The organism is Acinetobacter lwoffii, assembly GCF_019343495.1.
GTDB classification, from domain to species: Bacteria; Pseudomonadota; Gammaproteobacteria; order Pseudomonadales; family Moraxellaceae; genus Acinetobacter; species Acinetobacter lwoffii_P.
Window position 1 is genome coordinate 20,330 of record NZ_CP072550.1, and the last position, 24,311, is coordinate 44,640.

The window sequence follows — 24,311 nt, forward strand, 5'->3', positions numbered from 1 at the left end:
CTTTATTTATGAACCCCCTCATGATCAAGTATGGTATCGATATTGGTACGCTATCTAAAATATTTAGATCGCATCTTGAAAATGAGGGCATTGTATTTGATCGTGAGAGTGACTTTCAGCTTGAACGAAGCTCTAAACGTATTTACCTCAGAACCAATCACCACAATGACGCCACAAAAAATAAGAAAAAAACGGCCTGGTATCTTGTAGATCTAGATAACGCACGTATGTCTTATGGTTGGTTTCATGCTGGCGGTGCAAACTTCACTTACAGCTTGTATGAATACATTCAAGAAATGGATCTGCAACCTGGTGACACCGTATATACCAAGGAACAGCAAGAAGAAGATCTTAAACGCTTCTTAAACTCATGCAAAAGTGCTGAGAAGAACAAAAAAGACCAAGAGATATTGGCTCAAATCTATATGGGTTTTGAATGGGCCAGAAGCCTACCCTTGTCAAACCGTCCACACAACTACAATGTGAAAAAGCAGATTAGCTTCAGTCATGCTAGATTGTACAATCCAAGCAACTTCACTAAAAATGAGCTGATTGATTATGTCAGCCAGTACTACCCTCAACACAAGAACAACACCATTATTCTGAACCGTATTATTGATCTGCAACCAGATCTAGATCAACAGTCGCTACGCCAGAACAAGCTTTTAGTTGAGGGGCAAAACCTCAAAAATCAAATCATTTTCCTTCAGACCATCGCTGAACACAAAAACAAGCGTGGTGAAGATAAGTTTACATTACGTGGTGTACTTGCAAACGGCGCTTTCAAAATCTTATATAAAGATCCATTGGATGCATGGAACCAAGATCGGATAATCTTTTGTGAGGGCTACGCCACTGGTGAAGCAATTGCAGAATCAATTCAATACTCTATTCCAGTCATTGTCGTGTACGTGGCTGGCAACATCATGAATGTAGTACGTGATTTCCGTGCCGAATTCCCGTTTTCACGCTTCTATATCTTCAATGATAATGACCATAAAACAGCATTAGAAAGCAAAATAAAGCGCAATCCCGGTATCTATTACGCAACAGAAGCATGCCGAGCTGTAAACGCAGCCATGATTGGACCTGAATTTACTGAAGAACAGTTAGATCTAAGTGACTGGAACGATTTTAAATGTTTATACGGCGTTGATTACACGCGTGATGTTATACGTCATAAAATGCAAAATGCCGTGTGGACGACTGCAATTCAAAGCACGGTTAACCCGAACTACTCTATCAGTGCCCTATTCTTTGGCATCAAACAACAGTTGGATGATATAGGCCTCTATCCTGATAGCATGACCAAAAAGAATTGGTTTAGCTTGGTTTTACGTGCATATGCTTTGCTGACTCAACAGGGATTTAGTCAGATCCACCCGATTGAGCTGGTCAAAGAACAATTTATTGAAATTCTTGGACAGATCAGCAAACAACCCCGTAAAGTCACTGGAGCTGAAGAACCAGAACTCCTTCAGGCCTACACAAAACTTGTAGAAATGATCGCACGTAATGATTCAACAACAGCACTGAATCAACAGATTATCGCCGTGATTAATTTATACAAAAATGCAGATTATCCAATTGAAACATTAAAGGTTTGGCTCAAAGATATTGTGAGTAAATCGAACGATCCTGAATGGTCCGAAAACTTCATTAATAATATTTTTATTTCGATAATTTGAATGTCAAACATAGCCCCCCAAAGGTAGCAAACTTTTGGGGTTTATTTTTCTCTAAACTTTCATTGAACTAGGTTTATCGACCTATTTAAAACTAATTTGTCCTGAGCCAGTTCGGTTTTGTGTCTTATGGATTGGGTTTCCATAAACTTTAACGTTGCCTGAGCCTGAAAGCTGTACTTGAGCTGAATTGATAGCTGTACAAAAGATATTGCCTGAACCAGATAGCGCCACTTCTAAATTGGTGCTTTTCAGTGGTAACGCATCAAAATTGCCTGATCCTTTCAAAGATAAGACACAGTGTTCAATGGTACCGTCTAAATCCATATTTCCAGATCCACTAATACTTGCGGTAAATTTATCTTCATTTAGATTTAAGATCTGGATATTGCCTGAACCTTTTAAATCAATAGCTTTTAAAGTTGGGTAAGTGATCGATACTTCTAACGGTGAACGAGTACTAAAACTCACATTGTCCTGAATAGCTAAAACCAATACACCACCCTGAAAAGTAGCACTAATAAGATCCACAATATTATCGTCTGCAGTAATTTCCATTTTAGAATCACTTGAAGCAAAAAACTTCAGACTCATTGGACCATTCATACAGATTTCGTTAAATGGGCTTACAGGTACTTGCTTAGTCACTGGTTTTCCACTTCCAACGATTTGTTTGTTTGAACCTGAACTGTATACATTGGCGTTGCCATTGATTACAACAGAACCCGAAAAAAACTGTTTTGACATATAAACCTCAAATTAATAAAAGTAATTTAACCCTAAATAAGTGGTCATTCATAACCTATTTATTGTCTGTAAATTATAACATTGAGGGCTTAGACCTTTTTATTAAAATAATAAATTAAAACTTTTAATTTTTCTTTAAACCTTTATTAGACATAGCTTATATTAAAGATTAAACAGAAATGTTTTTAGAATCGGTATATACTAAAAGTATAAATTTTCTTAAGCATATGATTAATAGTCCTATGCAACCTGGGTAGCACATTGCACCTGAATATATATTAGAAATTGGAATTGTTATGGCTGAGAAAGTACCGAACGCCCGACATAATTGTGATTTAAATACGATGTTTCAGTTTTTCCAAGAAGAACTGGAGCGAAACTACGGATTCGTATTCAAGTCATCTGGTAAATATCAATTCGTGACCGTATTTGATGAAAAAGTGCCTTGCCTCACCGAATCAGATAACCCTAGTAAATCAAGTAGCAATAATGTCAAACCACGAGGGATGTATTGGATCTATCCAAACATGAACCGTGATACTGGTGAATACTGGCCAGTGCTCAAAGGACACCGCTTTGGTGTAACTGACATTGAAATCTCAATTGCTTTTGCTGACCACTATAAGAACGTAATCAAGCCTCAACGAGATTCAAACCCTAACTACAAACCACCAAGTAAAGAAGATGTTGATCGCCGTGTACGTGAGTTTGAAGAAGCTCAAAAGAAGCATCTACTTCAACAAGAAAAAGAGCTCTTAGCTGCACAAATCGCTATCCGTATTGAGTGGCAACGTGCTGGTAAAGTTATTGACGATTCATTTTTTAATAATAAAACTGGAAGCATTCAGACCTTTAAACGCGACATTCGACAAATGCCGTATATGGTTGAAAAGAACCTAGAGCCATACGGCGCTAAAATCATGCGTAAAGATAACTTTACCCGTGATGAAGCCATTGAAGCAGTAAAGCGTGAACTTCCTGAATCAGCTACCAATCAACAGCTTCTCGTTGAAACAGTAGAGAATGTATTAGCGTATCAAAAGCATTTCATCAACTTTGAACCTGAGATTGAGGGCGAAAAGAAAAAAGGCTTTGATTTACGTAAAAGCAGAGCTGTCATTCTTGCACCGTTAATTGACACTAATAACAAAGTCGTCAATTTACAGCGTATCACCCACCATCGCCAAAAAAAGCGCAACAAGGAAACCAACAAGCTTGAAGAAGTACTGCATAAGGGCAAGTACTTTTTTGATAAAGCCAAAACGAAAGATGCATTCTTGCCTGTTAGCAAAAATCCTGATGTTGGCTATGAAGTCTTTAACCCGAATGCAAAGAACTATTTGATCAAGGAGGGTTGGGCAACAGCGATCAGCGCACGTAAGGCGTTGGATGCCGGATTAGAGCTTGGTTTATTGGGTGAGGGTTTTACTGCAGAAAACACACAAGTTTTAGCGTCATACAGTAAATCCAATATCTCAAGTGTTGCTGAGCTTATCCGCAGCATCAATCCTAAAGCCAATATATTTGTTGGTTATGATAACGATGCTGGCCAAACGCTTGAGTCTGGTTTGAATCCTGGCTTACAAGAAGCTTGTCACAACTTTTCATTAAGTGGTGTGTTAGGTGATGTGAGCAAACATGAAAAAACACGTATCACCCTACCCCCAGTTTTCCAAAATAAATTATCTGTTTCTGATTGGGATGATGCTCGTCAATATTTAGGTGTTGAACGTTTAGCTACAGAGTTGGCAAAAGAACTAAATAACGCCGTCAAACGTATAGACAACAAGATCCCTGAAGTTGCGTATGCAATTAACCGCTACAACCGTCAACGCGAAGCTTATGCAGCCAAGTTCCCTAATAAAGAATACCAACCGAATTACGGCATTGTGATTGCACAATCAGATGAAAAATATCTGGAATTGCAGAACATACGAGCTAAAAACCAAGCAAATATTGAAAATTACAACGCAAATATTGAAAAGCGTAAACAAGATCTATCAAAAGCTAACTATGATGGACCAGCTGGTACAGGTAGCACGAAATCCTATGCAAAACCAAAGTACCAACCGCCGTCATTTGATAAAGCATTTGATGATAAATCAACTCCAACCGCTACGGCACCCGTATCTTCGCCCGTCATGACTCTTGAGGGCATTAAGTCTTACATGGAGATCCTTTCTGAAATTGATGTCACCAAAGTTCAAAATGATGTTTTGAAAGTTGTCGCTACTGCAGATGGCCATCAAAAGATTAAAGCCGGTGATATTGAATTCGAGAAAATGGGTGCCAAAGAACCAACCACTAGCACAAACCCAAGTATGGATAGCATGCAAAATACCAAAGTACATATTGATGTATCCAAGGACATCAACAAAGATACAGTTAAATTGCAGAGTGTGGATCGTTCGACCATTCCCGAACAAAACCTTCAGCAAGGTATCGATCATCAAAGCTACGCTAAGTCAGCTATCTTTACCGCTTTTTGGCTTCATTCAGCAGAAATGTATAAAGCTAGAAAGTTAATTCATGAAGCTGGTATTAGTAATGCCGATGTTGAGGGTTCAATTGCTGTCGCTGAAGATAAGCTCAATAAAGCTCAGGAAGAAGTTTCTAAGAAGCGGTCGTATCCTGAACTTTTTGTGATTAGTGCGTCTGATAGCGAATACCGTGCGTCAATCATGAAAGTTTTATCTGATTTAGAGGCTGCACATCCAGAGTGGCAGAATCTCAAAACATTTAGAGAAAATCTTACTGATAGGACCATTGCATTTGATCAATTGAATCTGGATACATTGAAGATCAAAAACAAAGTAGTGCATTTGATTGTCAGTAATGTGACCAATGATCAAAACTATCAAAAGGTTCAAGAAAGCCTCACCACCCTTTTAGATACATCGAACAGCTTGTCTTTGGACCGTCAACAAAAGTTCAATCTTGTGAACGGTCTAAGTAAAACATTAAACAACATGGCCAAACTGTTAGATGAACCACCAGTCTTCCAAAGACTGAACGATTTCTTTACTCGTTTTGAAAAGCGTGTAGATGATCTCGTTCTAGGTGATGGTCTAAAGCTGTATGGTATAGAACCGCAGAATTTAAACAAAACTAACGAACGTGGACAGTCGTTCGATATGTAAAATCAGATATGAAAAAGCCCCGAATATCGGGGCTTCTTTTAGAGTCTATGTTTTCAAGATTATTATGGCAATGTTGCCCTAAAATCCAGTGCAAAATCAGTTTCACCACGAGGATCGCTATTAAAGAACTTAAAGCCTAAACACTTAATCTCTTTATAGCCCATACTCTCCACCTCTTTTAAGAAGCTCTTATAACCTTCGTCATCCTCTTCATCTGGATCAAAAATTACAGAACTTTCGTCACTCAAGCTGATCAGCACTTCTTCCTTCCACTCGTCATTCACCAACAAATGACCGCCTTTAGGCTCAATCAAGCATTGATAGTACATCTCTTGGTTCACCGTATCATTTACGATCAACATATAGTCTGGACTGAATCTACGGCCATCAACAGGACTAAATAACCAGTAGTCTAGCTCATTACGTATTAAGTAAATTTCAGCATCTTTATATTGACGTTTAAGGGCATCAATTTGAGTCGAAATGAATTTTACGAATAGCTTCTCTTCACTCGTACCGTAGTTTTCACTATAAGCATACCAATCGGCACCTTCAACATTAAACTTCAGTTGTTCATTTGGATGCAACGATTGTGCGATCGCACGTTCGTCTGGAGCATTGACAGTGATTTCACCCGTATCAGGATTTTCAACAGGGAAAGAAACCAAGTAAATGTTTTTCTCTTGCTGAAAAACAGTAGACAGCGATTTAGGTTTAAAGCTTTTACTACCCGTGATACGTGGCATATGACGATCAATAGCCTTACGTACCTCAGGTAAAATTATGCCCAAAAGTAGCTGATATTTTTCATCAATGGTCAGATCGTGAATATCCTTATCTTCAGTATATGAATAGCGGATCTGATAAAGCGGTAGGTAGTTATCGATTAATTCATCCATACTATCTAACCCAACGATATGCTCTCTTAGATTGTTAAATCTAAAAAAGTTCCCTTCAGTCGCAACGAGCGCCTTTTTCAAGACCGGTCGGCTAAAGTATTCTTCAGTCAGATCGATGGTTTTATGGTTAACTTCAGCTTGGATCTGATTCTGTTGCTTGTCGGTCAAGCTACCAGCATGCAATTGATATGCACTGGCTTTGATTTCACGCTTAAAAGTCGTATCAATCTCAGAATCAGTCGTTTTATTTCTAAATTCTTGCTGATTGACTAAGACAAAACCTTTCTTATATGTCTCACTGTTCATAAAGTCAGATTTAAGCGTGATTGTGCGCTTTTCAGTGGATTTATTAATAATCCCTTCACCTAGAAGCTCTAACTTTAAGTTGTCGTAAAACGTGCCAGTCTTAACAAAGTGGTACATGAACGTTTCAAGTACACGCCCGTATTCATCAATCGCATTGTCAAACTTACGTTTGTACTGGTCAAACTCATAGCCATGTTCTTTATCAAACAAGCCAAGGTTTTCATTATTCAAACGATATGATTTATGCAGTTTATATGGGCATAAACGAGCACCACGGCCAATCAACTGAATATCTTGCAGCGATACTTTTTTCGCTGCAGAAATATCAAAGTGAATGATGTCATAGAGACTTAAAACATCCCAACCTTCAGTGAGTGCATCAACTGAAAATATCACCCGATTATAGTTTTTAGGATCATCTAAAATCGGCAACAAAGTTGAATTGGTTTTATCCGTTGAGTTGTAAACAAACGTGTTATCTGAAGAAAAACGAATTTTAATTTCAGAAATAAATGATTTTAAACCATCTCTATCGCTGATCGTGGATAGACCAGACTTCGGAGAGGCAATCCAAGCAAACATTTGACGCAAGAAACGAAAGCTATCTTCAGCATCTTGCAAATTAGTCTGATTGGTTTCACTTAGCTTTTTTAGATAATCTAAATCTTGTGGCTTAAGTGAATTAATCACCTTATGGAAAAATTCACGGTCTAGCTTGCTTTGTTTAATGTTGGTTGATTTCACCAATATAATTGGGTTGATCGTGACTTGCATATCACGCTCAGCGAATAAACGTCTGTATTCACTCAATACAACGGCATTAATCACCAATAAGCGTTTTTGATCGGCGATCTGAGTTTCAGTGTTGTAAAGGAAGCAAACCGCTTTACTGTAACCTTCCTTATTGAATCTCAAGAAATCGTATTTATAGACTAATTTGTCCTGATACTTCCTATGGATGGCACTATTGCCCAAGTCAACAGTAGCAGTAAACTCCAGCAAAAGATTATCTGGCCGTGCCTTGATTGCTGTATTGACCGAAGTTTCCCAATTGGTAATCGCTTCATCATCTTCTTTTATCTTCTTACGTGTATTCACGTTAAGTCGATGCGCTTCATCTGCAATCAGAACAATTTTATTATTCAAGAAATCTTCTGCAGACAAACCATTTTCTACCTCATTCACAAGTTTGTTGTAGAGGAACGCCGTACTTAAAAACATAAAGTTAATAGCGTTGCCTTGTGAATCTGGAAAGAGTTTGATTTCTTTAACAGGAATAGAACGTCCATTGATTTTCACTCCGTTCTTATTGAAAAGATACTTTTCAAATTGCGGATCAATAAAGTTCATATAGGCCTGTTCAATAATCTGCAATTGATGGACCATAAATATGAAATTGCGGTAGCCTTTCTCATATAAAAAGAGAATAACGGCAGCCATAGTGAGCGTTTTACCCGTTCCAGTCGCCATATTAAAAAGTAAGTGTTTGGCTTTAGTCGGATCTTGATCATAGATCCAGATAAAATGCTTTACAGCTTCTTCTTGATAACCCCTTAAAGTACGCGACAAGTTATCAGTGATATAGCGAGGGATGGTGAAGTTTTTAGCCCACTCAATGTATTCACTGTCGTTTTCAATACGATAATATAGGAAGTCTTTTAAGGTATCTTTTACCAATGTTGGGCTTAATCTAGACATTAGATGCACCATAAAACTTATCAGTGAGCGCAATCTCTTCCTGAGTGACTTTGAATTTTGAATCCAACATATCTGCATGGTTTAGATATAGCTGGTTTTCATCCAAAAGTTGCAATAAAAGCACTTTACGATCGTCTAGTGATAAAGCCCTAAATGATTCCTCACGCTCAAAGTCTTTTTTATCAAACCAAAACTTTAAAAAGGCATTCTGAGCCATTTCATTGTAAATACTGTCCAGCTCACCTTTACTTGTTGCAGCCAAGATTCCATCTTGATAGGCCTGGTTATAGCGCTTCAGTTCAAAATAAACAAATGAACCGCCACCATTCCAATTTACAAGTTTAGAGATACCGCCGTCCTCACCGTTTATTACGCGTTTTAAGCGTGTTTTGGTGATTTCATCAATATAGTCCATCTGCTCAATCGCAATCCATTTGCGACCCAATTTATGCGCCACAGCAGCCGTAGTACCCGAACCTGAGAAAAAGTCGAGCACAAGATCTCCTTCATCCGTGGCGATCTCAATAATACGCTGTAAAAGCAGTTCTGGCTTTTTCCCATTCGGGAACAATACACCACCCTCTTTTGTTAAATTGTTCAGCGGAAAGCCATCCCAAAAGGTGCCAGCTTTTTCAAGCTTGAAGATATATTTCCCTCTTTTGACCGCAATATCACTCAACCAAGCAATTTGATCGCACTTGGCACCCTTGTAATAGACAGTCGTTACCTTATTTTTGTTTTTTCCAGATCTAGGCACATATTCAATGCTTAATAGCTCATGATCCCCGGTTACACCTTCCATCACGCGTGTTCTAATTGAGCTTTGAGCATTCGTGTCGCGCATAATCTTATCAAAGTACTTCAGATAGCATTCAACTTCAGTCAGGTTTTCTTCTTCCATCACCTTTTTGATCGGCTCTAGAACCACACCTTTATGCGTATAAACCTCAATCGGCTCACCTGAACCATCTGTTAATGTCTTAATGTGCTCTTTGGTACCAACGCTTTTTAAGATACGCGTATACTTCCAGCTCTTTTTAAGCTGCTTCATGGTTTCTAGATATTCAAACAATTCTACTTCGTCATAGAAATCGTTGAACTTTTTAAAACCATTCTCACTATTCATATTTTTGGTGTAAATCAAAATATATTCGATATTTTTCTTCAGGCGCTTGTCTTCGCCACCACCAGAAGCACCAGACGTTTGTTTCATTTTTACTGAAACTTGGTTTAAGTAGTTTTCACGTCCAAAGACTTCATCTGCTAAAACTTTTAGATATGCTTGTTCATTGTCATCACATTGAATGAAAACCAGGCCATCTTCTTTGAGCAAATCCTTTACGACTTCCAAGCGATTTTTAATAAATAATAACCAAGAAGAATGTGTAAATGTGTCGTTATATTTGAATCCATCGTTCTCAGTATTGTATGGTGGGTCCAGGTATAAGAGTTTGACTTTATTAGCTAATTTCTCTCTTAAAGAGTACAGTGCCAATAGGTTATTCCCCTTAATTAGCAAGTTCTCTTTTAGCTCACCATTTTCGTCAAAAAATTCAAATTCTGTCTCATTGGTTGCGCTGTAATATTCAGGATTGGTAAGTACTTTTGGCTCAAATAATGTATCAATATCTTTTGAATCGACTTCTTGATGTAAAAACTTTTCTGTTGTTTTAACATCTTCGCGAGACATGCCCCCAACCAGCACAGCATCTTTAAATGGGAAATTAATCACTACATTACTGTTATTTTTAATAAAACCTACATTTTCTTGATTCGCACTGTAGAGTCCAATTTTATTACTAAAGCGTGTGTACTGACCTTTTTTGAGTGAATTTTCCGCCATGTCTTTCCCTACTCTATGCTTTGCCAAAAATGTGAAACTATTTGTTGTGAAATGCCAAAATTTTCACAAATAAGTGTATTACTAATAAGCATGAAAGCAACATAAGGATGTTCTTTTTTTAGCTAGTTGATTCATAACCTATAAAAAATAGATATGAAAAAGCCCCAATGTTGTAAATGGGGCTTTTATCTGATCTGGTGATTAATTGGATTCCGTAGATATGACAATAGATGTCATATAAAACCTTCTTTGAACTGTCGCCCTTCCAGCGACTCTAAGTGCATTTCAAGGAAATCTAAAGCCACTTCTGAGTAATTTGCGTTGGTTGAACAATTCACCAACTTTTCATCACAAAGACATTTTCCCAAATTTGCCAACTGAGTAACCAACTCATTTCGTACAAAAGCCAAGCTGAGAGCTTCAATCTGAGCTTGCAGTTCTTCACTGAAAAACTGCAGTTCCATACGATTACCACATTGTTGTTGCAGTACATATTTATTTAATACCGCTACGGCTTTAGCGGTATTTAATTCACCGTTCATCAATATTACTTATTGTGACGGTACTGGCTTGGATAAACAGGGTTTGGATCAGCCCATAAACCAAGGCGTTGAGAACGTGCGTTGCTTTCAGCACTCAAAATAATTTTATCTTTAAGATATTCACGATAAGCCCAAGCATAGCCATCTTTAACTTGCTTATAGTTAACACTATTCACGATGTTTAAGTTAGGCACTTGGTTTGTACGCATCTGAAAAATGGTACCAAGAGTACGACCGTAGCGGTCCTTACTATTTTCTTGCACATACACAATCGTTTCATGCAAGAAACTGATGTTCTGACGCGATTTCTGACCAAAAGCTTGACTCTTTTCTGGTGCATCAATCTGGTTGAAGCGAACACGGATCTGCTCATTGTTGTTGTTTAAAACGGTGATAGTGTCGCCGTCAGAAATACGTACAACTTTGCCAACAAAATCGGCTTGAGCTGCAGTAGCAACAACAGACATGGATAAGGTTAAAGCTAAACTTTTTAAAGTTGTATTAAGGTTCATTTTGAATCCTTAGTGGGTAAAGAATAGGTAAATTATATCGCATTACATAACTGCAATTTTTTTCTTAAAAAATATATTTAGCTGATTAGTTAGGATTTATCCCCTTTCTCTCAAGCCAGTTTTTCCATTGAAGTGCATACGCAACTAAACCAGGTTGTTTCGCCGTGCCATTGCGATATATCGCATTAAAAGATGGCGTCCATGAATGGTAAGCAGCTGCTCTAACCCAAAAATCGGTTGACGGTTTTGTGGCTAATCGATTTCGCAAGATCTTGGCTGCAAGTCGCGCATTCAGACATCCATCAGTACGCACATAATGGCTATTATAACTTTCAAACATACCGCCACGTTTAAAGTGTATGGTATTGATTTGGAATTGCCCCATATCCAATGAAAGGTTTTTGTTTTGCACTGTTTGTCCATTGGTACCACGCTCTTTGCTATGTATACCCAATAAAACATACAGCGGAACACCTTCTGACCGCGCAGCATGAATAACACAACTCAAAGTAGCGACTCTACCCGGTACGGTTTGATCGTAAGATACACTCGCTTGATTGTATTGCGTAGTTGGATAGGTATAAGTAACAGGACGGATATTCTGGCGAACGGGTTGTTGTTGTGGTGCTGGTGCTTGCTGGCCACTAGGTTGTGGTCTATTTTGTGCAACTGCCGTGCGCTCAGTGCTAGTCGGAGTTTCTTCAGTTTTTTTCGGTGTGTACTTCACGCCCAGGTAACGACTCGTAAAGCCTCTTGGCTTTGCTGGCGCCGTTTCTTGCTGAGTGTTGGTCATGACCTGAAATGGTCGATATGGTGTACTTGATCCATTAGAATTGACATGGTTTGCATATGCACCTAGAGCCTTAGAACTTTGAGGCAATTGAGCATAAGCAACGCTTGATCCTAATAGAGTCGCAAATAGCGTTGGTTTTAACAGCATATTAATCAGCACCTTTATCGTTGTTGTTGAAATTGTCGATTAGGTGCTGTTTACGGTCAGCTAACTTATTCAGTGTTTCAACTGGCAATGGGTTTTTGCCGTCATACCACGATAAGCTATATTTTTTTGGCGCATAGCGGAACCATGCCAAGAATGGCGAATTCGGTAAGAATAAAAGACCAGTACGGACTTGCCACGCACGATAAGCTGAATTGATGCTAACCATGTATAGATAAAACACCAATAATACACCTGGTACAACAAGCATTGGATATAGCGCTTTAAAGAACATATAAACTACGTACAAGCCTGTAAACATAGATAATGCTAAATACAAATAAGAAGAAAACTGATGGTTTTTAATAAGCTTGTCTATTTCATCATTACTCATTGAAGCTAAACGTTCTTGCCCTCTTGGGTAGTGAGTATTAGCAATGAGTTTTTTCAGTTGTTTAAAATTGTTAGGTGCGACAATTTCATATTCACATAAAGGGTGTGCACATACCCAATTCACGTTGCCTTTATAAGAACGTGGAATCCTGTTGTCATGCATTAAAATCGATTTACCGCATTCGGGGCATGTTGGCGACAGCATTGATCTAATATTAGATAAATGCGGTAAAAACCCTTTTCTAGCTGAACTCCAGTGGCTTTTACGCCCGAAATCAAAAAAGACTCGCTTTAAAATACCTGATTTACGGGGTTGATTAGCTTCAATTGCCTGTTTAATGGCAGCTTCATCTAAAACCTCATTGGTAATATTTACCTTTTGTGTAGCACTATCAGAACTATTTTTATCTGAAGACATACTTTTACCTACGGACTTTTATTATGTAGAATACGTTATTATATTAAAGGATTTTCAACGTGTCTAAAACCCTTTTTAACTTCGCAACGCTTATTTTAATTTCCACCCTTTTAAGTGCCTGTAATAACTCTAATACTCCAAATGAACAAGATCCATTAAAAGGTCAAGAAAAGAAGTTTTTAGACGAATCCGCAACGAGTGAATCAAAAGAACTTGTGTTTTATGACTTGGTAGATCCTAAGAAAAAAGACCAACCTATAAAGGCTGAAGAAGCAAGTGCTTCCGAGCCTGAAGCCCAAGAACAACAACCTGAAAAGGCCTTATCTCCTGAGATTCTTGAAGCGATTCGTGAAAATACAGAACGACAAGAAAAAAAGGAAAATGCACTCAGAACAATAGCTGAAGCTAAGCGTATTGAAGAATTATTAGTAGGTAAAGATCGCAGTAGTGATGATGGTTATACCTATAACAGTGATGAATAATTGATATATCAATGGTTTTAACCAATACAAACTTATTATTTTAAGTTAAAATGATTTTAAATTTTTTGGTATATACGGTTATGTTTAACAGTGCTTTTAAGAAACATAAAATAAAAATATGTTTTGGCTTACCAATCATAATTGTGGTTTCGATCTTAATATTCAAAATCTACTCCTACCCCTTTAAGCCAAGACTCTTAAGCCCCGATTGGATTGAAAGTCGCTACAATGGTTGGGAAGTTGAACATCATGACTTATGGATTGCTACAATTGTGGATGTTGTTGGTCCAAAAACAGTAAAAATTAGAAATCAAAATGGAGAAGAAAAAATTATGGATCTTCTCTATATAAATGCTTTGCAATCTTCGGAAAAAATGAAAAACCTCTATATCAATAGCTTGTCCGGTTATGTTGGCCAACAGCTATTTGTAAAAGGAGATCCAGACAAAGCGCGGTTTAATGGCGTCTTGATCGATGGTAACGGTGAAAATATCAATCTAAACCTAACTTATGTACCAGGTGCGGTATTGGATATGTCATCAACTGCATACATTCATGACCGAGAAAAGCAATTAGTTCCTTATTTCGCGAATATCAATTCAGAAAATAGAACGTTTTAAGTTATAAATTAAGGGATATTAGAAAGGCCAAGCTATGCCAGCACCATTATGTTTCCTCACACTGGAATTTACCGCCAAAGTCAAGAATCCAGTTGATGTGCCTGACATTATTAAGTCGTCTATTTTGACGCGTATTAAAAAGTGCCGCACATCATCAATAGAACAGGTTCAGTATCTTTATAATGCTGAAGAGAGCTACTGGAAGCCAAAAAAACAAGTCACTGAAGAAGCAACTCAATATCATGGCATCACCAATGAAGATTTATTAACGCAAGACTCAATCAATGGTCTAAAGATTAAAAACTATGTTGTGTATTGGGCAAACGTTTATACATTTAGAATTTTGCAAAAAAGCAAAGTGAAGTTTTTTAATCACCGCTTTATCTTTTTAAACAACTTAATCAACGTGATTGGTGAAGATGGTTCCCTACCCATGACAGAATGGGCACGTTTAGCCAGTGCAGCTTCGGGAAATAATGAATTTCCAGAAGAGATACTGACTAACACTAACAATAAGGTCATCTGTTTGACCGTTATATTTGATTATATTTCTGAAAAATTAACATCACTTTATGGTTTGGATCTTAATAAGCATTACGATCTGGTTGCTGCAGTACAATACAACAGTGCTATCAAAGCTAAGAGTCAAAAATCATTAAAGGTTCATAAGCTTATGCGTGATGATTTTAATGAGTTTAAATTGCTTTTAGACAAAGGCATGGAGATTAAGAGAATTAAAAAAGAATATTTTATAAATAATAACTATCACCCTTAAACCTAAAAGCCACTCTCTTAAAAGTGGCTTTTTTTTACGTTAAACATAAAATAAACTATCACTAAAACCCTTTTTTAAAATATAATACTTTTAATTTCTATTTTAACTGGTGATACATTGTGAGTTTAATTAAGAAGCAAAAAGACATTCTATCTCACGACCCTCTTGTTTCAATTTTTAGTAACAATGACCTTTTAACAATCTCAGTTGATACGGATTCTGAAGATTTGAATCGTCAACCTAAAAATATAAAAATCCCGAATGCCGATCTTAAAGAGTTAACAATACAAATCAGTGGTTTTGATACTTTAGAAAACAATGATGTTGGTCGTTATTTCACTTGTTCTGGTACCGTAGAGCTCGTTAATACACTAGGTAATGGTGAAGAAAAACGTTTTGTATTAGCAGAGCCAAAAATCAAAGTAAACGTGGCTAAAAAAGGTCATTTACCGCAAACAGAACAAATTAAACAATTGGTTCGTAATGCGTGGATGGATGCATTTAGCTATGGTTGCCAAAACATTAACCAACCTTACCACTATGAAGATGAAACTTGGTTTGAACGCTTCAAAGGTAGCATTATTGGTAAATTTGTACTGATCGTACTTGCCACTTTCTTTGCTGCTTTCATTGGTTTGGCTATTTTTGGTTATGCTGCTGGTAAAAAACAACAGGACCCAACATTAGAAATTGCGAATCAAATTGCTCAAGATCCTGAAGCATTAAAGCAATTGCTGAATCAATATGATCAACAAAATAACCAATCTGGTGCACCTACTCCACAAGCATCACCAGAACAAGCAGCTGAGCAAGAAAGACAGCAAGAAATTAGTTCATTCGGTTTAGATGCTGGATCTAGCGAATAACGCTGATTAAGCAATAAAAAAGCACCTTAGTCATAAATACTTTGGTGCTTTTTTTATGCCTAAATTTATTATGCAAATTTAAAAAGAATCCAAATGATGACGAGATGTACTGGATAGAACCAGTACGCCCACTTCCCCACTGGCGGTAATTCAAAAGGTATATTCATGTGCTGTCCTTTCAGTAGGAATTGTGCACCAATACACGTTGCAATGGCGCTACTGACAGCAAATGAGAATGCCAAAGAATATGTAGTCATATCCGTATAGTAGCCACCAATCAACCAGTTGAAAATGTTGGCCAATGAAGTGAGCAAGACGCTGATCATTAAAAAGTATTTCTTAGAATGAACGTTGGTTGTTTTAAAGAATAAATACAGGAATACAATTAATAAAACGCCCCACACGCTATACATAATAAAATTAGATAGCAATGTGATCACGACTAACAGAGAGACAAACTGCAGCGTTGCATATTTATGTTTAGATTCCCCTAATACAACAAGCAAAAATCCTAAAAGCAACGTAGGCATGACGTTCAGAGTTGTAAATGGCTCTTGGTTGAATAGTTGATACGGTACTTCTGATAGCACACAAAACAACGCCAAATTTTTAAAATAGTTTTTTAATGTATGGGTTTTCTTTTTAGAAATAGCTTGGTTCAAATTGAATGCAAGCATGATACAAAAAATAGGAAAAGCCCAACGGCCAATCGTCCTCAACAACAGATTATATTGAGGAAATAATATTGATGCGTGGTCAATAACCATGGTCACAATCGCAATCCACTTCAATAGATCCAAGGCTCTATTGCGATCTCGCACGGCGCTTTGGCTAATTACAGCTTCTTGTAGATGAACCATGTGTTATTTTTCGCTAAAGGGTTTGTATAAGCATCACTACGCTGTTTTCGGGTGTTGTTACGATTATCTAAGATCTCAATGCTATTCCAACCTTCGGGATAACCGAGCACCAGGCCAGAGTTATAAAATCTCGTGCGATGACGCTCTTCATCGCCGGCATAAAACAAGTACGCACGAATATCGTTATACGGTCGATGCCCGACCAATACGTTATCTTCATCACGATCAAAGTACTCATAAATTAAATCCGTATATTCACGATTGAAGTATCCGCACTTCTCAAACAGATCTGCACTTGAACGAAAAGTAATAGATTCCTTGGCCAGTGTTTTATTTAAAATCATGCGAGTGACATTACGAGCAAACACGGGCAAATTAAAATGCACAGGCAAATGAATTTCATTTATTTCGGACAAATCAATAGGATCACCAAAAGGATTAGAAAGTTCTAATGCTTTTTGATAAAAGTCCATCCATTGTGCAAGATATTCATCAACAAACTTTTTCTCACCATAATAAATTGGTAATCCATCAACCGTTAAAAGGTTTTGTGGAGGAAAAATATTGTTTCTTAAATCTAAGATGCTTTGTTTTAATTTTGCGATTTCGATTGGATCACTAATCATAACAACTCACTCGAATTAGAGTATTAAAATAATTATATAGGTTTTTAATTAATTGGATATAGGTTTTTAGCTCAGTAAATAAGCATTTTTGTTGTGTGGCGAATTAGATTTGATAAAAAATTTAAAAGAATATTTATTCTAGGAATTATTGATACAATGTATCTAATTTCTTACGAATTAGTATATACAATTGGGATTACTATGCTTACCCCTGATCGAATAGACAAACAAGTTAATTTGGCTGGAATTTACCAGTTGTGGACCAATTTATTAAATCACTTGGACATTGATAGTCATCCTGAATACAACATCTATAAAACTCAGCCATGGTACTTGGCTAATTTTGTAGATTACCTACGCCTACTCAACTTTAAGTTTGATGAATTAAATCTAAGAGAGATTCGTGCAGTTGATTATGACTTGGTAGATTGGTCATTTCTTAAATCTAATCGCCTAAGTGGTGTTGAGGTGTTTAAGGACCTTACCATTTATCTGCAGAAACCCATTTTTGTTACGCAATATCCTAAATGTGTAGCCATCAATGCTGATGTTCGCGATCGTAAGCTTGCGGAGGTTATTTATGATTACTACAGACGCTTCTTACCGTTTTTCTATTCATTCATTAAATTGATCAGATCAACGCAGCGCTTATCTCTAGAACGTAAATTACCCGTGATTGATAACTTTATGTCTAATTTTGGAGATCTTAGTACTGGTGTGTTTTATTCAAATATTCCATTTGATGATGCAGAGCTCAAAAGGATTTTGAAAAATGGCTTTGAAAAATATAGAGAGCATAAATCAGAACAGCGGTTTAGCCGTGCCATCGCAGAGCTAACACCGATGTTTAAAGCTTTATCTGAATACTTAAAGATTGTGTCTACGGTTAACTACGTGGATCTAGACCTTATTCACTTCTTACACAATGCATTTTTGGGTAAAAACTTTAATGTTTATTCAGATCTATTCGCTTTGGATAAAGAACCTAATTTGTTGGTCAATTTAAGTTGGACATACACAAAAGCATTTCAATATTCATAAATAGCACCATGGTAGTTTATGTGCATCGGCTATATCAAAAGGAAGAAGAATATAGCGATCTTTTAACGAAAGGGCCTGGTCATACCGAAGTTTTGTAGCAGAATCTCTAAAACAAGCTAGGTAAAGTTCAGTCATAAAGTTTCTCTTAAGCTACCTTCTTATTCAGTATGTGTTCGGCTAAGCGCTTGATACCGCCACCGTCCGTAATTAAATGTTCAAATAATTCGCCATTCGGGTTTTTAACTCCTTCCAACTGGCCTTTTTTGATGCCTAAGACATCAGAAATAATTGGATCTGAACCCGAATCAGCCAACAAGTAATATGCCGAGATCTGTTTGATTTGACCGTCACGGTCTAAGCGACCAATACATTGATCATGAACACCAGGCGACCAATCCAACTCACCAAACACAAATGTTTTGCATTTTGAGTGGTACTGCAAGCCATCAAGCCCGGCAGATGAACGTAATGAACTAATGAAGACTTTACTTTCATCATTCAAGAATGCTTGTTTAGATCGTTCCTTAGCTGCAGGTCCTTCCGTACCTGTATACATAACAGGATTGAATTCAGCCAAGCGTTCTAGCCAAATGTTGTACACATCTCGATGCCAACCATAAAGCATGACTGATTCACCAGACTCAACAAGCATACGCACGAACTCAGCGACATACGGCGCTTTGGCGATACCTGTTGCTTGGCGCATCATAATATTGAATTCTTCTGTCGCACGAAGCTTTTGCCCTTGGAATTCTTGAGTAGAGCTTAAAATTACTTTTGCCAGTTCCATTGCCTTGCCCTTAATTTGATCCAGTACTTTAGGATCGCTTTCGACATATTGAGGGATGATTTGTACTGGCGGTAACTCTCGATTTACATCTGCTCGAGTACGGCGCAACATTAGACCTTCATCACGTAAAAACATCCCAAACGCTTTAGGATCATTAATACGTTTTTCGTGTGAACACCACTCACGAGCGAATTCGGTAGCGGTACCTAAGCTATCTGGACGCAATATTTCAATGATGTTGTAGAATTCATCACCGTAGTTATAAATCGGTGTAGCTGATAGACCGAGGCGTAATTCAGCTTGGTCACTAATGAGTTTAGCAGCGGAATACTTTTGCGATGTATAGCCAGTCCGTAACTCTTGGATCTCGTCAAACACTACGTACTTAATCTTTCCGGCAAGATATTCAGCCCAACCGTTCAACTTTGAATAACTGGTGATAATGACATCGGGTGCTGCTTCACCCTCTTTGTGCAATGGATAAGGCGATGCTTTCTTTAGGATGTGACATTTTAGGTGCGGAGCAAAGCGTTCAATTTCATTCTTAATTTGCATTGGAAGATGTGTCATTGTCACAAAAAGCGCCGGGAGCGATTCAGGTAGAATCATCGGACATATTCCACTCGCTGTTTTGCCAAGGCCCAAATCATCCCCCAAGAGCAAACCTTTAACATTAAGTAGTAGATCTGCAGCTGCTCTTTGATACTCATATGGAGGCACGGCAAGATCAAATGTTTTGATCGGACGTTTATAGTCCATCACATCCAAAATATCTTCTTTTAGCGACACATAAGCCTTAGATTGCGCTTTCATGTATTTAAGATCATCAACACGCATTGGATAACGTTCAATAAACCAAAGTAGGTCGTGACAATTAGACGGCGTATCGCTTAACTCAATAAATTTTGATGCATGTTGGCTGACTTTTGGGAATACACGCTTAAGTCGTGTTTTAACATGTGGTTCACATTCAATGTGCCAGTTTTTTTCTTGACGAGAAATGGTGCCGTAAGATTTATACATTAGAAGACCCCCACTAAAATACGATGGCGGTAAATAAATTTATTGTTCAGTTGGATTGGAATGTTATTCACCCAATACGGTGTACCAACCACATAGAGCGCTTTTATGCTGTCATGGCTTAAATAACGATTGATCTGACGCAATAATGCGTTACGTGCACCATCTATTTTTAATTCAACACCCACCTTGCCGACATCAAGCTCAACAGTAAAATCAATGATGTCTTTATTTGATAGACGAACCTCACGTTCATACGGAATCTCATTGGCAATAAACATTTGCTCAATCGCGAGTTGTAAGTCTTTTTCGTTATAAAAACGGTATTTGTGTGAAGAAAACAGAATTCCAAGCTCTTCAATCGTTTTCATTCTGCATCCCCTTGGTCAGCTTTAGCAGCCTTTTTGTTTTTCTTCACCTGGCTTTTATCAATGGATTTTGATGGTACCAGTTCAACTTCACATTCAGTACACGATAATCTAAAAGTAGGACTACACGTTGCACCACGGCCACACTCAGGACACGCAAAAGATGCCCTAGTCTGTTTCTTAGGCTCAGGCTCAGGCTCTTCAAAATTGGCTAAACCAAGCTCTTGATAGAGTGTTCCACCGATCATAGTTTCTTTGAGTACAATAAACTCGTTATCATCGCCGTTTGGTTGTTCACCCTTATAAAGTTTAACAACCTTAGGTTCTGGTATTGGTTTGTCGTCATCATCTAACGGATCTTCATCAAAAGCCGTTGGATAATAACCGCCAAGGTTTGCACCGGTATTTGATATGTCGATTAGTCCGATCGCTACATCAAAGGGATTCATTGTAGTGGGAGTCGGTTCCTCTTCTTCATCACTTGTTGGGATGGCATATCCAGTGAGGGAATCTTGTGCTTTTGACGGTTCGGCAACTGGCTTCTCTTTTTTAGGTGATTTCAAAGCTGAATTGATTTCATTGCCAAGTAAGGCAATATGAAATAGCTTTGGAGAAGCAGTCGGAATGGACTCCAACAACTGCACTTGCTCTTGAATCATTTCAAGACTTGAAATCGTTTTGGGTGCGTACTTGTCATACCATTTGATGATACGCCCTTCATCGACTAGCTCATTGCACACTTGAATAAACAAGCCATCAGGTACAACGATTTCGGTCATCTTCTCGCCTGTCGTGCGACCTTCTTTTGTGCCGTCATCAGTCATAATCAAACCGATCTCAAGCATAAATGCCGCAAACTCAGCATTGTGATATGAGCGTTTAGATGGCTCACCAAAAATGCTTTGTTTCATATGACACATCTCATGTGCATAGCATTTAAAAATGTTAAGCAATGGTTGGGTGCCAAAGTAATCAGGGTTAAGGGCCAGTTCGTGCGTATACGCCGTATCATCTTCTGTCGAAGCAAATCTATTCTCAGACCAATAACCGGTATTTTTGTTGATACGTTGAAGCGTAATCAAACAATCTGGTAATTCATTTTTGAATAGCCTTTCATTGAAACGGTCATACACCAACTGCAGTTCTTCATAAAACTGCAACGTAGTTCTATTCTTTATGTTCATTTTTCAGTCGTCCAAACAGGATCAAACTAGGTGTGGATTGTACAAAACAACGTTTAAAGTTTACGCACAGCTTAAAATACAGTCAATAGTTTAAAATAATCAGCAAAGCATATATTTTTTTAAAAAAAAATTACAACACAAAAAATAAGTATCATTAAAGTGTAGGTTTAATAAATTGTGGTTGGTTTTCATAATATGAATGTTACGCTTTACTTCCACACAAAACTGGTGTTCCTATATCAATTTTGAGGGTTTTAAGTATATTATAAGCCACTTTTGTTAAATGCACATAGAAGTTACTTTTAGCGTTTATAAATGCTGAATAATACCCTTATTGTCAATAAGGCGCTATTTAAAGGCAATGGTTCTTAATAATGCTGTTTATAGAAAACTGGATATCGAAATGAGTCTGAATAACATAAAACTAACAGCCAATTGTTTTGCCCTTACACATCCTGAAAATGAAAAGAACTTGTTCAAGTACATTTTTAGAGAAATGTTTAAACGAAATAAGGTCGAGACATTCTGTTCCGCAAAAGTCATATTTTTTACAGATGGCAAGCACATCTATTTAAGAACGTGCGTATCGGACGTCAAAATCCCAATGGCCAAAGAATACATTGAAATTTCGCACGGTCAGCAAATCACTGGAAAAATCATGGTTCCTCTTAACCGTGAATGTAGCTTTAACCGCCAAGAAATTGAAGAATACATTTCGGTCCACGGCGAAAAACCCAAAGGCAATTCAGGTAAGAAGCGTAAAAATCTAACTGGAGATGAAGCAGCCGAATTCACCAAAAACGCTCTTAGTAGCAAAGGTCTATTGGATGTCACTATAATTGAGCAACAATGTGGACCACAGCTCAGCATTTTGAATATTCCAGTCCAGACCATAGATATTTCATTTAGTGCGACTGTTGGTGATTTAGAGCTATTTAAAACAGCATGGCTCAATGGTATTGGTCGTGATAAAACCTACGGCTTTGGAATGATCCGCTTAGATGGTACTTTGTTTACACCGCCTTGTAATAATAGTGCTCACGCCTAATCGAAAGGACTTTTAAAGTCCTTTTTTAAACGAAATTTTTTCAGATATTGATCTGATATAGATCCTGGTTGCTCAACATGAGAAATAAAGATTTAGATCCAAAGATAGGAATACCACTTAAAGTCATCACAGCGCGATTAGAACATGTGAAGTTTAACCTCAATGGCTTAATGAAATGTGTAGAAGCTTATGCGATCGCACGACAAAACAGTAAAGATCCGCACGAATGCCTAATCAGTGGTGATGAATGGACATATGCTGCACTAGATTGTCGAGATCCTATCTGGCGTGAACGAATGAAACGCACCAGTACCATTATGGGTGTTCAAGCCACTGGCCAAGAAATTCCACTCTCATTTATCAATCAGCTACCTTGCAACATTGGTGAAATCATTACTCTTGGCTCATGGAGCCTAACCAAAAATATTTATCGGTTTGAAGATCAAGTCATTCAAATGCTTGTAAAGACCGAGTACAACCGCAGTATCCCCGGTTTCCTATTAAACCTACCTGATATTGCGATCTACGTTCAAACCGACAATGCCAATCTCTACGTGCAAAATGAACAAGTGGTCGGTGTTATTTTTGCGAAAAACACGTTGAACGATCGCAAGGTGCTATTTACCACGGTATATACCGATACTGGCTTAGCAAAAACCATTACCATGCACTTCCCTGATGATGATGATTTTGAATCAACTGTTGAGGACTGCATGACCGATTTCATTGATACGTTTTTTGATGAAAAGAACTTGCCAGATGAACAAGAAATTAACACGTTCATGGAACTGCAGAAGAAGCTAATCAATTTGATTCTATGGTTCAGCCAAAAAGAACCAGATCTCAGACCATTAACACCAGAAACAACACAAGCCAGGCCTAAATTAGAGCTGATTAAGCGTGAATTGCGTTTATTTGAGGCCAATAAGTACAAGCCGACTATTGTTGGTACCGAAACAAATAAAAAGATCAATGAAGCGATCCTAAAGCGCGATGAAGATCTAAAGTCTGGCAACTACAAAGGTACCAAAAAACCACATCCACGGGTTCCTCACTGGAACTTTTACTGGTTGGGCAAACGTGGTACCAAAGAAAAATGGGTTAACCATTGGATACCATTTCAGATTGTTGGCGGTGTGCCTAAAGAAAAAGGGCTCTAAGGAATAAGTTATTAATTACGCAATGGTTGGGTAGTCTAAAAAATATTGGATTCCAACACTGATTCCGTAAAGCCAGTAAAAGCCCCATGAAATAAGAAAGAGCCCTATGTTGGCTCTTATTTTGTTTTTGTAAATCTCAATTTTAACGCAGCGTGATTTTCACTTTACCAACACACTTTTTGTTTAGTGGGCGATTATTACTATCTACCCGTCTCATATAGCCACATTGACTACAAGCAAAAGTATCATTACCTGAATCATTCGTAAATTTAAGCCAAATGTGACCATTGCCATCGTCTATATCTGTTTTAACGTATTTATCTAGATTCATGCTTAAACCTCTTAATAAGC

General features: G+C 37.7%; 22 protein-coding genes. 9 read left to right on the top strand and 13 right to left on the bottom strand.

Annotated elements, in window-relative coordinates; genetic code table 11:
* Positions 1 to 20 precede the first annotated feature (20 nt).
* A complete protein-coding gene (locus J7649_RS14395) occupies positions 21 to 1,688 on the top strand; it encodes a primase/helicase family protein (RefSeq protein ID WP_228738679.1) in 1,668 nt (555 codons plus the stop codon).
* 81 nt (positions 1,689 to 1,769) lie between these two features.
* Here the strand turns inward: J7649_RS14395 and J7649_RS14400 are convergent, their stop codons facing one another.
* The gene (locus J7649_RS14400) at positions 1,770 to 2,432 is read right to left on the bottom strand and encodes a head GIN domain-containing protein (RefSeq protein WP_151834998.1); all 663 of its coding nucleotides are present in this window, start codon (positions 2,430 to 2,432) and stop codon (positions 1,770 to 1,772) included.
* A gap of 296 nt (positions 2,433 to 2,728) precedes the next feature.
* Here J7649_RS14400 and J7649_RS14405 point away from each other — a divergent pair, with 296 nt between their 5' ends.
* Positions 2,729 to 5,572 carry a primase/helicase family protein gene (locus J7649_RS14405; RefSeq protein WP_042892470.1) on the top strand — a complete coding sequence of 948 codons (2,844 nt, stop codon included), beginning with the start codon at positions 2,729 to 2,731 and terminating at the stop codon, positions 5,570 to 5,572.
* Positions 5,573 to 5,634: 62 nt separating this feature from the next.
* Here J7649_RS14405 and J7649_RS14410 read toward each other — a convergent pair whose 3' ends face one another.
* From J7649_RS14410 to J7649_RS14435, 6 genes are all read right to left on the bottom strand, one after another.
* Entirely contained in the window at positions 5,635 to 8,475 is a 2,841-nt protein-coding gene (locus J7649_RS14410) for a DEAD/DEAH box helicase family protein (RefSeq protein WP_042892468.1), read from the bottom strand.
* Entirely contained in the window at positions 8,468 to 10,318 is a 1,851-nt protein-coding gene (locus tag J7649_RS14415) for a site-specific DNA-methyltransferase (RefSeq protein ID WP_079395593.1), read from the bottom strand. The genes J7649_RS14410 and J7649_RS14415 overlap by 8 nt, the downstream gene beginning before the upstream one ends.
* Positions 10,319 to 10,551: 233 nt before the next feature.
* The gene (locus J7649_RS14420; RefSeq protein ID WP_042892466.1) at positions 10,552 to 10,860 is read right to left on the bottom strand and encodes a hypothetical protein; all 309 of its coding nucleotides are present in this window, start codon (positions 10,858 to 10,860) and stop codon (positions 10,552 to 10,554) included.
* Between the two features lie 5 nt (positions 10,861 to 10,865).
* A complete protein-coding gene (locus tag J7649_RS14425) occupies positions 10,866 to 11,372 on the bottom strand; it encodes a thermonuclease family protein (RefSeq protein WP_005006141.1) in 507 nt (168 codons plus the stop codon).
* A gap of 85 nt (positions 11,373 to 11,457) precedes the next feature.
* The gene (locus J7649_RS14430; RefSeq protein ID WP_043041425.1) at positions 11,458 to 12,312 is read right to left on the bottom strand and encodes a transglycosylase SLT domain-containing protein; all 855 of its coding nucleotides are present in this window, start codon (positions 12,310 to 12,312) and stop codon (positions 11,458 to 11,460) included.
* Between the two features lies 1 nt (position 12,313).
* A complete protein-coding gene (locus J7649_RS14435; RefSeq protein WP_024160730.1) occupies positions 12,314 to 13,120 on the bottom strand; it encodes a hypothetical protein in 807 nt (268 codons plus the stop codon).
* Between the two features lie 59 nt (positions 13,121 to 13,179).
* On the opposite strand from J7649_RS14435, the gene J7649_RS14440 reads away from it, so the two are divergent.
* The 4 genes from J7649_RS14440 (at position 13,180) to J7649_RS14455 (ending at position 15,863) form a co-directional block, all read left to right on the top strand.
* Positions 13,180 to 13,602: a hypothetical protein gene (locus J7649_RS14440; RefSeq protein WP_043041424.1), complete on the top strand. Its 423-nt coding sequence runs from the start codon at positions 13,180 to 13,182 to the stop codon at positions 13,600 to 13,602.
* Between the two features lie 80 nt (positions 13,603 to 13,682).
* Positions 13,683 to 14,222, top strand: coding sequence for a hypothetical protein (locus tag J7649_RS14445; RefSeq protein ID WP_024160732.1), 540 nt, complete (start codon positions 13,683 to 13,685; stop codon positions 14,220 to 14,222).
* A gap of 34 nt (positions 14,223 to 14,256) precedes the next feature.
* Positions 14,257 to 14,997 (top strand): hypothetical protein, encoded by a 741-nt coding sequence (locus J7649_RS14450; RefSeq protein ID WP_043041423.1) that lies wholly within the window; start codon positions 14,257 to 14,259, stop codon positions 14,995 to 14,997.
* 119 nt (positions 14,998 to 15,116) lie between these two features.
* The gene (locus tag J7649_RS14455; protein ID WP_024160733.1) at positions 15,117 to 15,863 is read left to right on the top strand and encodes a hypothetical protein; all 747 of its coding nucleotides are present in this window, start codon (positions 15,117 to 15,119) and stop codon (positions 15,861 to 15,863) included.
* A 68-nt stretch (positions 15,864 to 15,931) separates the two neighbouring features.
* On the opposite strand, the gene J7649_RS14460 is transcribed toward J7649_RS14455, so the two are convergent.
* Both J7649_RS14460 and J7649_RS14465 read right to left on the bottom strand, forming a co-directional pair.
* Entirely contained in the window at positions 15,932 to 16,723 is a 792-nt protein-coding gene (locus J7649_RS14460; RefSeq protein ID WP_043041422.1) for a TraX family protein, read from the bottom strand.
* On the bottom strand, positions 16,699 to 17,349 hold the full coding sequence (locus J7649_RS14465) for a hypothetical protein (RefSeq protein ID WP_024160879.1): 651 nt from the start codon (positions 17,347 to 17,349) through the stop codon (positions 16,699 to 16,701). The genes J7649_RS14460 and J7649_RS14465 overlap by 25 nt, the downstream gene beginning before the upstream one ends.
* A 201-nt stretch (positions 17,350 to 17,550) precedes the next feature.
* On the opposite strand from J7649_RS14465, the gene J7649_RS14470 reads away from it, so the two are divergent.
* The gene (locus tag J7649_RS14470; protein ID WP_227520090.1) at positions 17,551 to 18,390 is read left to right on the top strand and encodes a hypothetical protein; all 840 of its coding nucleotides are present in this window, start codon (positions 17,551 to 17,553) and stop codon (positions 18,388 to 18,390) included.
* 145 nt (positions 18,391 to 18,535) lie between these two features.
* Here the strand turns inward: J7649_RS14470 and J7649_RS14475 are convergent, their stop codons facing one another.
* From J7649_RS14475 to J7649_RS14485, 3 genes are read right to left on the bottom strand one after another with little or no spacing between them, the layout of a single operon-like run.
* The gene (locus tag J7649_RS14475) at positions 18,536 to 20,203 is read right to left on the bottom strand and encodes an SNF2-related protein (RefSeq protein WP_077169171.1); all 1,668 of its coding nucleotides are present in this window, start codon (positions 20,201 to 20,203) and stop codon (positions 18,536 to 18,538) included.
* Positions 20,203 to 20,571: a hypothetical protein gene (locus J7649_RS14480; RefSeq protein WP_005006108.1), complete on the bottom strand. Its 369-nt coding sequence runs from the start codon at positions 20,569 to 20,571 to the stop codon at positions 20,203 to 20,205. The genes J7649_RS14475 and J7649_RS14480 overlap by 1 nt, the downstream gene beginning before the upstream one ends.
* Positions 20,568 to 21,752 (bottom strand): SprT-like domain-containing protein, encoded by a 1,185-nt coding sequence (locus J7649_RS14485; RefSeq protein WP_038350039.1) that lies wholly within the window; start codon positions 21,750 to 21,752, stop codon positions 20,568 to 20,570. Before J7649_RS14485 ends, J7649_RS14480 begins: the two co-directional genes overlap by 4 nt.
* 403 nt (positions 21,753 to 22,155) lie before the next feature.
* Between J7649_RS14485 and J7649_RS14490 the strand changes: the two genes are divergently transcribed.
* Together J7649_RS14490 and J7649_RS14495 are read left to right on the top strand one after the other, a co-directional pair.
* Positions 22,156 to 22,800 (top strand): type I-E CRISPR-associated protein Cas6/Cse3/CasE, encoded by a 645-nt coding sequence (locus J7649_RS14490; RefSeq protein ID WP_227504916.1) that lies wholly within the window; start codon positions 22,156 to 22,158, stop codon positions 22,798 to 22,800.
* 77 nt (positions 22,801 to 22,877) lie between these two features.
* On the top strand, positions 22,878 to 23,960 hold the full coding sequence (locus J7649_RS14495; RefSeq protein ID WP_098733232.1) for an AcrVA2 family anti-CRISPR protein: 1,083 nt from the start codon (positions 22,878 to 22,880) through the stop codon (positions 23,958 to 23,960).
* 142 nt (positions 23,961 to 24,102) lie between these two features.
* Here the strand turns inward: J7649_RS14495 and J7649_RS14500 are convergent, their stop codons facing one another.
* A complete protein-coding gene (locus tag J7649_RS14500; protein WP_125274517.1) occupies positions 24,103 to 24,291 on the bottom strand; it encodes a hypothetical protein in 189 nt (62 codons plus the stop codon).
* Between the last annotated feature and the right edge of the window lie 20 nt (positions 24,292 to 24,311).